Genomic DNA, 12,280 nt, shown 5'->3' with positions numbered 1-12,280 from the left:
AACCGTTATCCGTAGACACAAGTATATGAGGAGGAGATAGTGATGATGAAAAAACGAACCGGTGTGTTGGCGCTAGCCGTCGTCTCATCGATTGGTCTTGCCGGGTGCAATCAGGACGACCTGTCGAATAGCGAACTGCTAAAAAAAGCGACAGCGGCGCAAGAAGACATTCAGTCATTCCATATGGACAGTCAGGTCTTTTCTGAAGTCGGCGGCATGCCGATCGGCCAGGACGTTTCTGCCGATGTCATCCAGAAGCCGTTCGCGATGCATCAGACGACGAAGATGAAAAATGTTGAAGACGGTACAGACATGAGTGTTGAAAGTTACATGATCGATGACAAGATGTATGTGCAGCAAGAGGACAACTGGATTGTTCAGGATTTATCGGATTTCAATGAAATGATGGAGTCTCCTACATCAACGGAACAAAATTTAAAGTTGTTGAAAAAGTATAAAGACAACTGGACGGCTGAAAGAAAAGACGACGTCTATCAAATCGATGTGAAGTTAAAAGGGGACGACTTGAAAAACTTCATGCAAGATGCGCTCGAACAAACCGGACAACTCGGGCAAATGAAAGAAATGATGGATCAAATCGATTATAAAAAGATGGACTATACGATGACGTACGATGCCAAAACGTATTATCCGAAAACACTCGACATGGAGATGGAGTTTGAGATCGCAGAAGGAACTTCGTTTAAGATGACAAACGAATCAACCTTCTCGAAGTTCAATACGATTCCGGCCATCGAACTACCGGAAGCAGCAAAAGACGCTGTGCCGATGACAGAAGCGCTTCAATGAAAAACAGGTGAGGTTCCCGATTTCGATTAGGGAACTTCACCTGTTTTTGAATGCATTAAATCTTAAATTGACGTAAGACGTCTTTTAACGAGTCAGCTTGCTGTTGACTGGTCGTTGTCTGCATACGCACATCCCGGAAAGCAAGGACCGACAGATTGATTTTTTCAGACATCGACTGCGTCCCTTGGGCACCATCGTTGACGGTCACAGCGACATCATGGATGACACCAATCATGTTCGACGTCAATTCCTGAAGTGTTACAGCATGGTCGGCGAAGTCATCGGCAGCCGTACCAAACATGTGGGCATCTGTACTGTATTGTTGAGAGGCTTCTTCGAACAAGTCATAGTCTTGGACGACTTTTTGATCGATGAAGGAAAGCATCTCACCGGAGACGTGATTTAATTGTTCGACGGATTCGATGACAGTGGACGAGACATCTTGAATTTGTTCGACGGTGTTCCGGCTACTGTCAGCGAGTTTGCGGATTTCGTCCGCGACGACAGCGAATCCACGGCCGACGTCACCGGCCCGGGCCGCTTCAATCGAAGCGTTGAGTGATAAGAGATTCGTCTGGGCCGCGATTTCCAAAATGGCATCCGAGAGGACAGAAATTTCGGTGACTGCTTTCGCACGAACCATCGCCTCTTCAAGTCGTGTTTTCGTGTCACTTAAAATCGTTGTGGCAGATGATTTGGCTTTTGTAGCGACGATTTGGAGTGCTTGTGCCCGTTGATCGACCTCTTTTGCACGTGTTCCGTTATCGTGTGCCATCGTCACGATGTGATGAATCGTCGTTTCCATGTCGACCGCGGATGAGTTCATTTCTTCTGCTGAAGCAGCAGTTTCCTCCATCCCGGCGGACAGGTTTTCAATCGTATGTGAGGTTGAAGCCATCTCTTCATCGAGGGCTCCGATTCGGTGGGAGACGTGTTGTGAAGCCGATACGACATGGTTCGCCGTATCATCGACCTGACGGATCACAGCATGTAAATTTCGGATGAACTGATTCATTCCGTGTGCGATTTCACCGATCTCATCCGGACGGGTGATTTCGAGTTGTGTCGTTAAATCACCTCCCTGGGTAGCAAGTTCATTGGTTTTATCTTGGAGCTGTCGCAACGGGATGAAGATGGAGCGGAGGATGAGAAACGTCAGAATCAAGCCCGTCAATCCGACTATGCTAATCAGACTGAATAAGATAACGTACGCTTGATTCGCGGAATCTGTAATGGCGGCACCGTTTTCTTTTGCTTGTGTATTATTAAACTTGACGAGAGCCTGGAGACTGTCCGACAGGGCGAAATAGGAATCCCGGCTCGTGCTTTCAAAGTATGTGACGGCCTGCTGTTTCGTCTCCGGTGTACTGAGACGGACGAGTTGATTCGTCGTCGAAGTGAACGTATTCAGATTTTTTCGGACCTGATTGAATAAGGTCTGATCTTCCTTCAAGTAAATCGTATTTTCATACTTCGTTAAATCGGCGTTGATTTGTTTTAAGCCGTCATTGAGACGCATATCATATTCGGCTTTGGTCGCGGGATCGTCTTCCTGTATGTGCAACAGCTCGACACGGCGTAAATCAGACAGGGCGGTCTGGGTAGTGTGGGACAAATTCAGCCCGGGAATCCAGGAGGACGTGACCGTCTGACTTTTTTTGTCGACTGCATGCAAAACAGAGGCACCGAACAATCCCGTACTGACCAGGGCTAGCAAAAGAATGGAGGACAGCAAGACTAACTTCGTTTTAATCTTCATTAGTAACACTCCTTTTTGCAAAATGAAATTCCGTCGCAACACCTCTTCAATATAACAAAGATAGTCAAAAATTTACTTATAATTGAAAAATTTGAACTACCTCCACTTACGCTTCGCTTAGAAGTGGAGGATTCCTGAGTGATCCGACCTAACGGTCGAAAATTGATCAGGCTAACCCCGTCGTCCCGACGGTTGAAGAAGCTAAGAGGCGTTCAGCTTCTTGTTTGAGGTTCAGTCCTGCGTTCACATCCCGGTCGTGGAGGATGCCGCAACTCGGGCATGTCCATTCACGCAAGCCAAGATGTTTCACGTCTTTGTGTTGATGTCCGCAACTGGAGCACAGTTGACTGGAAGCAAAGGTCTTGCCGACTTTCACGACGGTCTTCCCGTACCATTCCGCCTTGTATCCGAGCATGCGGAAGAACTCCGACCAACTGACATCGGAGATGGACTTGCTCAACTTGCGATTCTTCTGCATGTTCTTCACCTGCAAGGTCTCGATGCCGATGACGTCGTGGTTTTTGACGATCTCGGTCGATACCTTGTGCAGGAAATCGGTTCGCTTGTTCGCAATCTTCTCGTGGATGCGGGCAACCTTCCGCTTCTGCTTCTGATAGTTCTTCGCCTCGGAAAGTTTTACTTTCTTGTCCAAGGCCAACCGTTGACGACGAGAGAGTTTACGTTGTTCACGTGCCAGCTTTTTCTCAAGCGAACGGAAGTAACGGTCGTTCTTGTATACCGTGCCGTCCGACAGGATGGCGAAGTGCTTCAATCCGACATCGACGCCGACGGATGAGCCCGTCTTCGGCATTTCGTTGCTCTCCTGCTCGACGAGCAGGGAGACGAAGTATTTTCCTGAAGCGTTCCGTCGGATGGTGGCGTTCAAGATGCGTCCGACGACCTGCCTCGAGTTGGCGAATCGCACCCATTTCAACTTCGGGAGTTTTAACTTGTTGCCGACGATCGAGACTTCTGGAAGTTGAGACTTGCCCTGAATGTTCGTCTTATACGATTGAACGGGATTGCTCTTCGACTTGAAGCGGGGCCGTTTGTTCTGTTTCTTGAAGAAGCGGTCACAGGCATCAGCAAGATGCTTGACGCTCGTTTGAACAGACGTGCTATCGACTTCCTTCAGCCAGTCGAATGCCTGCTTCAACGACGGGAGTTCTTTCGAACAAGACCCGTAGGACAGTCCTTTACCTGTCGCTTTATACGTCTCATTCCACTTCGCCAAGAAGTGGTTGAAAACGAAGCGCGAACAACCGATCGTCTTCGCGATCAGGATTTCCTGCTCTTTTGTCGGATAGATTCTGAATGTGTAGGCCTTGTGCTTCAACACCATTTTTCACCTCCTTCAAAGGGAATATATCCGAAAGAGAGGGTGGCGATTCATCTCCCACTTTCACTTCGTTTAGAAATGGGCGTATTCTCGCCTAATTTTAATAAAACAACTGAAAAATACATTGACAGTATTCTGTTAATTCTGAAAAGATAGGAGGGACTAGATACTATTTTTTTAAGGGGGTCAAAGCATGGGAACGTCATTTAGTGAGTGGGTAAGTACGGTGTCGAATTTCGTTTGGGGACCACCGTTACTAATCTTATTGGTCGGTACAGGAATTTACTTAACCTTTCGTTTAGGATTCATTCAAATTACAAAGCTTCCATATGCTTTAAAGCTCGCCTTTACGAAACAGGATGATACGAACCAGGCGGAAGGAGACATCAGTCACTTTCAGGCATTGATGACGGCGCTCGCCGCGACGGTCGGTACCGGGAATATCGTCGGAGTCGCGACGGCGGTCGTGCTCGGAGGACCGGGTGCGATCGTCTGGATGTGGCTGTCGGGTCTGTTCGGGATGGCGACGAAGTATGCCGAGGCCATCCTTGCCGTCAAATACCGTGTCGTCGATGAAAAAGGGCAGATGGCCGGAGGACCGATGTACTATCTCGAACGCGGATTAAAGCAAAAATGGCTTGGCGTGTTATTTGCCGCCTTCGCTTCGATTGCCGCCTTCGGAATCGGGAACGGTGTACAGACGAACTCAGTTGCTCTTGCGATGGAGTCGACGTTCGATGTGCCGCTCTATGTGACGGCAATCGTCTTGATGGTCGCAACGGGTGGTGTCATTCTCGGTGGTGTTAAATCAATCGGGCGAGTCGTCAGTTATTTTGTCCCATTCATGATTTTCTTTTATGTCGGAAGTGGATTACTGATTTTAGTCATGAATTATGACTTGATTCCTGGAGCCTTCTCGACGATTTTCAGCAGTACGTTCTCAAATGAAGCGATCACAGGTGGTGCGATTGGTGCCGCCATCCGTTACGGGGTCGCCCGAGGTGTGTTCTCGAACGAAGCGGGTCTCGGTTCCGCACCGATTGCGGCAGCGGCTGCAAAAACGGATTTTCCTGGACGGCAAGCACTCGTATCGATGACACAAGTGTTCCTCGATACGCTTCTTGTCTGCTCGATGACAGGATTGACGCTCGTCATGGGTGGTAAGTTGGATTCAGGGCTCGAAGGGGTCGAACTGACGACGGCAAGTTTTGAAGTCTTCCTCGGTCCGACGGGTAAGTATATCGTCACGATCGGACTCGTCATGTTTGCCTTTTCGACGGTCCTTGGCTGGTCCTACTACGGTGAGAAATCAATTTATTACCTGTTTGGCCAGAAGTCGATTTTGCCGTACCGGATCGTGTTTGTTCTCGTCGCCGGACTTGGTGCGATCACGACGAACCTGAATCTAGTCTGGGCCATCTCGGACGTCTTTAATGGTTTGATGGCAGTTCCGAACTTGATTGGTTTAATCGGACTATCCGGTGTCGTCATTGCTGAGACGCGACTATTCCGAGAACAAATGAAGAAGGAACAGGCGAATCGGAACGCCTCCTAAACCTTGCAGGATACAAGGAGCGGTTGACTCGATCCTCTGCTTCTTGTCCGGTTCTCAAAACGAAAAACAAGCCCGGCTTCTCTGTTCTGGAATGGACAGAAGAAGCGGGCTTTGTTTATTTTCAAAAACATGTTAAACGGTTGGTTGGTAGAACATCATGGATTCATATGGACGTAATGTAATCCGGCAACCGTCTTTCTGAATGTTTTTGTAGTTCTGAATCAATACGTCTGCATCAGACATTGTCTCTGGTAACGTGAACGGTGTGGTTGAACCGTAAAAGTTCGAGAGGACGAGTAATTGCTCGTTTTCTGTTGTCCGTTCGTACGCCCAAATGGACAAGTCATCCGGTGTTAACAGACGATACGTGCCGTTCGTCAGCACATCATATTGTTTCCGGAGTTGAATCAATGTTTTGTAATGATGGAAAATCGAATCCGGATCGGCGACGGCAGCTGCGACATTGATATCTGTATGGTTCCGCGCTACGTCAATCCAAGGTGTCACTTCCGAGAATCCTGCATGCGGTGAAGCATCCCATTGCATCGGTGTTCGTGCATTATCACGTGATTTTTGGCGGATTGCCGCAAGAATCTGTTCAGGTGCTTCGCCCTGAACGATTTTTTCTTCATAGAGATTCAATGTTTCGACGTCACGGTAGTCCGTAAAATCCGTAAAGTCCGGATTCGTCATGCCGATTTCTTCCCCTTGATAAATGTACGGGGTCCCTTGAAGTCCATGTAACGTCGTCGCAAGCATTTTTGCGCTTTCGACGCGGTAACGTGTATCATCACCGAACCGACTGACGACACGGGGCTGGTCATGGTTGCACCAGAAGATGGCATTCCATGCCTTTCCCTGCATTCCAACCTGCCAGTCCGACATGATCCGTTTTAATTCAAGAAAATCGAATGGTGCTGCTGTCCATTTTTGACCGTCCGGATAGTCGACTTTTAAGTGGTGAAAGTTAAAGGTCATCTTCAACTCCTCATCGCGGACGCTCGAATACTGCTGGCAATGATCGAGCGTCGTCGATGACATCTCACCGACCGTCATCAAGTCGTGACCTTCAAACACACGTTGATTCATTTCCTGGAGGAAATCATGGACACGAGGTCCATCCGTATAAAACGTTCTTCCGTCTCCGGTCGGATCATTGGGGAACGATTGATCCTTTGAGATGAGATTGATGACGTCAAGCCGAAAGCCGCGGACTCCTTTGTCGCGCCAAAATCGCATCATCTGATAAATGTCTTCCCGAAGACGCGGGTTTTCCCAGTTGAGGTCGGCTTGGGTTTTGTCGAACAAATGAAGATAATATTTGCCGGCGATTTCATCAAACGACCAGGCAGGGCCACCGAACTTGGATTTCCAGTTGGTCGGTTCCTCCCGCCAAATGAAATAATCATGATACGGACTGTCGGGATTTCGTCCTTGCTTAAACCAGTCGTGTTCTGTTGAACAATGGTTGACGACGATATCCATCATCACCGCTAAATCACGTTTCGCTGTTTCAGCAAGCAATTCATCGAACTCCGGCATCGTTCCATACGACGGGTCAATCGCATAATAGTCGCTGACATCGTAACCATTGTCATTTTGTGGTGAGGCATAGACGGGCGTCAGCCATAAATAATCGATGCCGAGTGAAGCGAGATAGTCGAGTTTTTCCGTGACTCCCCGGAGTGTTCCAGTCGCTTTGCCTTCCGGGCTATAAAAACTTTTTGGGTAGATTTGATAAACGGCGGATTTCCGCCAATCAGTCGTTGTGAGTGTCATACAAGTCACACCTTTCTAAAAACAGTTACGCAGCCTCTTTGAGTGCGGCTTTTCGTGCGCGTTTCGTCGAGACGTAATGGAACAGGAACGTACAGACGATCGGGATGACAATAGCAATCACCATACCGATGATGAACGACAAAATCGATCCGGGAACGATTGAGATGAAGGCAGGTAAACCACCGACACCGATTGCAGGAGCTAAGACACCACTTACAGCGATGAAGGAAGAAGCAATCGCTGATCCGACGAGTGCTGCATAAAATGGATATTTAAAGCGTAAGTTGACACCGAACATCGCAGGTTCCGTAATGCCGAAGTAAGCGGAGATAGCGGACGTCGAAGCCATGTTTTTATCATTCGCGTTTTTCGCGAGGAAGAGCATGGCGAGCGTTGCTGATCCTTGAGCGATATTTGAGATGGCGATCATCGGCCAGATGAAGGTTGAACCATTTTGTCCAATGAGCTGAAGGTCGACGGCGATGAACATATGGTGCATCCCCGTGATAACGAGTGGCGCATAGAGGGCACCGAACAGTAAGGCACCGAGCAATGGTACAGCTTCAAACGTATTGACGACACCAATCGTGATCCAGTCGCCAAGCTGACGCGTGACGGGACCGATGACAGCAAGGGCGAGGAAACCTGTTAAAGTAATTGTCGTAATCGGGACGACAAGGAGCTGGATTGCATTCGGTACACGTTCCTTAAGCCATTTCTCGATCGTACTTAAGACATACGCTGCAGCAAGTACAGGTAAGATTTGACCTTGGTAACCGACCTTTTCGATTTCGAAGAGACCGAGGATATTAAACGTCGGAATCTCGCCTTTTAACGCACTTTGTCCATAATTCCAAGCATTCAAGAGGTCGGGGTGAACGAGCATCAGTCCCATGACAATCCCGAGAATTTCACTCCCGCCAAAGCGTTTCGTTGCCGACCAACCGACAAGTGCCGGTAAGAAGACGAAGGCGGTGTTCGCCATCATGTTGATTAAATCCCATAACCCTTGAAGGTTTGGGTAACGTTCAATCATCGTTTTTCCACCGAACTCAATCCCGAAAAGATTGTTGATCCCCATCAAGAGACCCGCGACGATGATGGCAGGAATGATTGGCATGAAGACATCGGAGAAGACTTTAATCAGTTTTTGGAACGGATTCATCTTCGAAGCACCGGACGATTTGACGTCGGCGATGGTCGTTGCTTTTAAGCCTGTCAATTGAATGAATTCAGCATAGACACGGTCGACATCACCCGCACCGATGACAATTTGATAGACACCGGCATTCAAGAACGCCCCTTTGACGAGTGGGACTTCGAGTAAGGCATCTTGCTCGACAAGGCTTTGGTCTTTAAGTGTCAGGCGGAGTCGCGTCACACAATGGGCGGCCTGTTCAATATTTTCTTTCCCACCGATTCGTTCGATGAGTTGTTCTGCAATTTGACGGTAGTTGGGTTTCATCTCGCATTCTCCTTTTGGATTGAACTGAAGACATCACTTGAAATGAAAACGTTTTCTTATCTGCGCAAACCCATCTTAACTTATCTATATAAGTTAAGTCAAAAACTTATATAGATAAGTTAACGTTAATTCAAGAAGGGTGCTTCAATTTTTTCTGAATCGAGATAAAAAAACCGCCTCTCCGACAAGGTCGGGAGGCGGTTTTTAGCGTGTAGACAAACTCTTATAAAGAGTGAATACGCTATGTTTAGATGCGATCGATTGGTTGCTTTTTACGTTTAAAAGCGATTCAAGACGGCTTGCGCTCTAAATCGGCTGCATGACTTGTCTATACTTGCGCTACGGCCTAAAAAGCGTCACGTTTCGTTGACTCCTACGGGGAAAAGTGCGTTTTTAACGCACGTTCAGAGGCAGGCAAGACCCTGCTCGTTGTCCGTGAGGACCAAGGAGCAACGGCTTGCGCCTCGCCCGAGGAAAGCAACGAAAAAAGACGCGTTTATCTCTCGCTAGCACTTTATCTACAGTCTGAAAACCGCCTCTCCGACAAAGTCGGGAGGCGGTTTTGTAGTCTACCGACGTGCGATATCCGTAAATTGAAATTTATCGAGGCGATGGCGTGATTCCGTATGCTCGAAGTGTTGTCCTTCGTAATAATAGGTGTCATTCGTGATGACGATGACATGGGTCGTGCCTTCTAAATCGAGCTGTGCCTGATCTTCAGCTGTCGCAGGTTGAGCTTCAATTTTTCGTTTTGCATAACTGATTTGCCGGTTCAACGTTTGTTCGATGTAAGAATAGATCGACCCAGTTGCAATCGCGGAAGTCAGCCCCGGAACAAGTTCCGTTACGAAATGATTGATATCGAAAATGACCCGTTCACCATCGATTAGTCGAATCCGTTTTATCCGCGTGATGGAGGTTCCTTTTTGTACATTGAACAATTGAGCAAGTTCATCCGTCGCATCAAAGATGTCGCAAGAGAGGACATCCGTTTTGACAGCATGACGTCCCATTTTTTGATGAGCTTCCGAAAAACTGACGATGCCATTGAACTGAAACTCGATGGCATCTTGACTTAAAACGAAAACACCTTTTCCTTGTTGCTTACGGACGAATCCTTTTTCGAGCAGCGCGTCGATCGCTTTTCGGACCGTCCCGCGGCTCGAAGAAAATTCCTCCATTAATTCCGTTTCTGACGGTAACTTTGTCTCAGCAGGAAGCGACCCGTCCTGGATACGGGCAGCGAGCTGTTGATAAATGTGTAGATACTTTGGCATGGGTGTAGACCGTCCTTATTTTAAAGATTTGCAATCAGTGTAGCACGGAATCAACGACTCCACCCAATCATCCGGCGGTAGGAGCTAAAGGCCGGCCAAGCGAGAATCAAGACGGCGACCCAATATAAAATCTGATTTTCAGATGAGATGACACCGATGAAGGCGGCGAGCAAGAGTGTCGTGTAAACGGTAAAGAGAATGATGAACAAAGGGTGCGACTTCGGGAAGACGGTAAAACGTCCAAGCCGTTCGTTTTCACTTCGGACATAAAGGCGATGACTGATTGCCCCGAGAATCAGCGTCAAGGCGATGTTATAAATGACAGCACCCGTGATGTCGTTCGTTTCGAACAGAAGCGGGAACGGCGTCGTGACCGTCATCAAAAAATCAAGGGAAGACGTGTAGCTGTCCTGCAGTCCAAACCCGAGTGTCGTAACGGCAGCGACCGCGAAAAACGTAAAGTAATTCACGAACAAGAGGAATGTGCCGATCAAGACCTGTCCGATGATATCCCCGGCAATCGTTCCGGCGAATAAGAAAATCGTAAAAATCGTCATGTCGAACAGGAAATATTTAAAGAAATCAGATGCAAGACCGGTCCAGGTGACATATGCGAACGGATCGATGCCGCCGACGCCGTGCAGGATGAGCCAACTCGCGAAAAAGCCGAGCAGCGGCAGGATGATCAGTACGGCCATCCCGATGCCGATTTTAATCAAAAACAGGTGTTTTTTATGGAACGGTAAGGCATGGAGGATTAAACTGCGTCCGCTGCCGCGTTCTTGACCTACCATTAAAATCGCGAAAAGCGCGATTAAAAGTGCCCCGAATCCGGCGAAACTTGGGCTGACGAGGACTGTTTTGATCAAGTCTACTTTCATCTCCCGGTCATATGTCTCAAAATTCGCGATGGCGGAAAAGCTGCTGAACCCGTAACTGAAAACCGCGAGTAGGAAGAAGGTCGCGAGCGGCCAAATCCCTTGTTTGATGTGGTAACGAATCAATTGTTTAATCATGGCGCTTTCCTCCGAACGTTCCTAAAAAGTAGTCTTCCATCTGGACCGGTAAGGCATCCTTCAATAAGGGATTCGTCTTCTCTAAGTAAAGTTTTCCTGCGTCCGATAAGACGAGCAAAGTGACGACGCGTCCGGTTTGTGTCAGGACATGGATGTCATGATGCGTCAGTTCAGGGACCGTCTCGTAGACGACCTGCCACTTCTGCATGCTGGCTTTTGCGTCGTCGAGCGTCTTCGGTTCCTTGACGAGGTGCTGCTCGATCGTCATCACGCGGTCGGCGAGCGAATCGAGTTCCTCGAGTTGGTGTGAGGCAATCAAGACGGCCGTCTGGCGTTCTGACAATAACGTAACGAGTTGTTTTAAGTAGTTCCGCTTATTGATCCGGTCGAGCCCGTCTGTCGGTTCGTCAAGTAACAAGACGGGAGCGTTCGTCGCGAAGGCGAGTTGGAGCAAAAACAGTTGGGCCTGTCCTTTCGAAAGGGCGGTCACTTTCCGACCACGGTCGAGGTTCGACGAGCGGCAGTAGTTTTCGATGTATGTCCGTTCGAAGTTTGGATAAAAGGCATGATAAAACTCAATCAGCGACCCGAGTGTCATCTGACGATAGACGCTGACGGAATCGGGCACGAGAAAAAGATGTTTTCGCACTGCCGGGACATCATGGATCGACTGGTTGTTCCACTCGACTTTTCCGCGCGAAGGTTCAAGGGACCCGACAAGCGTTTTCAGTAACGTCGTTTTCCCGGCACCGTTGCGTCCGATCAGTGCCGTGATTGTACCGGCAGGCAATGTGAATGAGGCATTTTCATAAATCATTTTCGAATCGATTTGTTTCGTTAAGTGTGACACGGTCAACATGAGGAATCCTCCCTGTTTTGAATGAGTAGATGATACAGTTCTTCGTTTGAGATGGACAGCTCGTCCGCGACGGTACAGAGTGTCGCGATGTGCTCCTGAATCGCTGCCTGTTTGACGTCAGCGAGTGGCAAATCGGAGACGAACGATCCTTTTCCCCGCATCGTCACGATGAAGTTGCGGCTCTCGAGTTCCTGGTAGGCACGCGAGACGGTATTCGGATTGACGAGCAGTATGCTCGCAAGATCGCGAACCGACGGCATTTGTTCACCTGAGCGTAAAAGCCCCCGGGCGATGGCGCGGATGATTTGCGTGACCAATTGTTCGTAAATCGGGAGCGGACTTTTGGGGTCGACCGTAAACATCTTTCCACCTCCTTAAGTGTATTAATTCAATTAGTACACTAATTATAGGAAGTTCATCT

10 protein-coding genes are annotated in these 12,280 nt (G+C 48.4%); 2 read left to right on the top strand and 8 right to left on the bottom strand.

Features of this window, described 5'->3' with window-relative positions:
- Positions 1-42 precede the first annotated feature (42 nt).
- Positions 43-810 (top strand): DUF6612 family protein, encoded by a 768-nt coding sequence (locus KNQ04_RS11270; RefSeq protein WP_214850822.1) that lies wholly within the window; start codon positions 43-45, stop codon positions 808-810.
- A 55-nt stretch (positions 811-865) separates the two neighbouring features.
- Here the strand turns inward: KNQ04_RS11270 and KNQ04_RS11265 are convergent, their stop codons facing one another.
- Positions 866-2,569, bottom strand: a complete 1,704-nt coding sequence (locus KNQ04_RS11265) for a methyl-accepting chemotaxis protein (protein ID WP_214850819.1) — start codon at positions 2,567-2,569, stop codon at positions 866-868.
- A 166-nt stretch (positions 2,570-2,735) separates the two neighbouring features.
- On the bottom strand, positions 2,736-3,908 hold the full coding sequence (gene tnpB / locus KNQ04_RS11260) for an IS200/IS605 family element RNA-guided endonuclease TnpB (protein ID WP_214850817.1): 1,173 nt from the start codon (positions 3,906-3,908) through the stop codon (positions 2,736-2,738).
- 193 nt (positions 3,909-4,101) lie between these two features.
- Here tnpB and KNQ04_RS11255 point away from each other — a divergent pair, with 193 nt between their 5' ends.
- A complete protein-coding gene (locus KNQ04_RS11255) occupies positions 4,102-5,463 on the top strand; it encodes an alanine/glycine:cation symporter family protein (protein ID WP_214850815.1) in 1,362 nt (453 codons plus the stop codon).
- A gap of 132 nt (positions 5,464-5,595) precedes the next feature.
- Here KNQ04_RS11255 and treC read toward each other — a convergent pair whose 3' ends face one another.
- The 6 genes from treC to KNQ04_RS11225 all read right to left on the bottom strand — a co-directional run bounded on the left by treC (position 5,596) and on the right by KNQ04_RS11225 (position 12,221).
- A complete protein-coding gene (gene treC, locus KNQ04_RS11250) occupies positions 5,596-7,242 on the bottom strand; it encodes an alpha,alpha-phosphotrehalase (RefSeq protein WP_214850813.1) in 1,647 nt (548 codons plus the stop codon).
- A gap of 25 nt (positions 7,243-7,267) precedes the next feature.
- Positions 7,268-8,707 carry a PTS system trehalose-specific EIIBC component gene (gene treP, locus KNQ04_RS11245; RefSeq protein WP_214850812.1) on the bottom strand — a complete coding sequence of 480 codons (1,440 nt, stop codon included), beginning with the start codon at positions 8,705-8,707 and terminating at the stop codon, positions 7,268-7,270.
- A 569-nt stretch (positions 8,708-9,276) separates the two neighbouring features.
- Complete coding sequence (gene treR / locus KNQ04_RS11240) at positions 9,277-9,984, bottom strand: trehalose operon repressor (RefSeq protein WP_214850810.1); 708 nt, start codon at positions 9,982-9,984, stop codon at positions 9,277-9,279.
- A 50-nt stretch (positions 9,985-10,034) separates the two neighbouring features.
- Entirely contained in the window at positions 10,035-11,000 is a 966-nt protein-coding gene (locus tag KNQ04_RS11235) for a hypothetical protein (protein WP_214850807.1), read from the bottom strand.
- Entirely contained in the window at positions 10,993-11,859 is an 867-nt protein-coding gene (locus tag KNQ04_RS11230; protein WP_214850805.1) for an ATP-binding cassette domain-containing protein, read from the bottom strand. Before KNQ04_RS11230 ends, KNQ04_RS11235 begins: the two co-directional genes overlap by 8 nt.
- Positions 11,853-12,221, bottom strand: a complete 369-nt coding sequence (locus tag KNQ04_RS11225; RefSeq protein ID WP_214850803.1) for a GntR family transcriptional regulator — start codon at positions 12,219-12,221, stop codon at positions 11,853-11,855. The genes KNQ04_RS11230 and KNQ04_RS11225 overlap by 7 nt, the downstream gene beginning before the upstream one ends.
- Positions 12,222-12,280 lie beyond the last annotated feature (59 nt).

The sequence above is a fragment of the Exiguobacterium sp. s193 genome, from assembly GCF_018618755.1.
Classification (GTDB): Bacteria; Bacillota; Bacilli; order Exiguobacteriales; family Exiguobacteriaceae; genus Exiguobacterium_A.
The sequence above is the reverse complement of the archived record's forward strand: the minus strand, read 5'-3'. Positions and strand labels throughout refer to the sequence as shown.

Coding starts and splice junctions, on each gene's coding strand:
- KNQ04_RS11270 (WP_214850822.1), top strand. CDS start 43: ATGATGAAAAAACGAACCGGTGTGTTGGCGCTAGCCGTCGTCTCATCG.
- KNQ04_RS11265 (WP_214850819.1), bottom strand. CDS start 2,569: ATGAAGATTAAAACGAAGTTAGTCTTGCTGTCCTCCATTCTTTTGCTA.
- KNQ04_RS11255 (WP_214850815.1), top strand. CDS start 4,102: ATGGGAACGTCATTTAGTGAGTGGGTAAGTACGGTGTCGAATTTCGTT.
- treC (WP_214850813.1), bottom strand. CDS start 7,242: ATGACACTCACAACGACTGATTGGCGGAAATCCGCCGTTTATCAAATC.
- treP (WP_214850812.1), bottom strand. CDS start 8,707: ATGAAACCCAACTACCGTCAAATTGCAGAACAACTCATCGAACGAATC.
- treR (WP_214850810.1), bottom strand. CDS start 9,984: ATGCCAAAGTATCTACACATTTATCAACAGCTCGCTGCCCGTATCCAG.
- KNQ04_RS11235 (WP_214850807.1), bottom strand. CDS start 11,000: ATGATTAAACAATTGATTCGTTACCACATCAAACAAGGGATTTGGCCG.
- KNQ04_RS11230 (WP_214850805.1), bottom strand. CDS start 11,859: ATGTTGACCGTGTCACACTTAACGAAACAAATCGATTCGAAAATGATT.
- KNQ04_RS11225 (WP_214850803.1), bottom strand. CDS start 12,221: ATGTTTACGGTCGACCCCAAAAGTCCGCTCCCGATTTACGAACAATTG.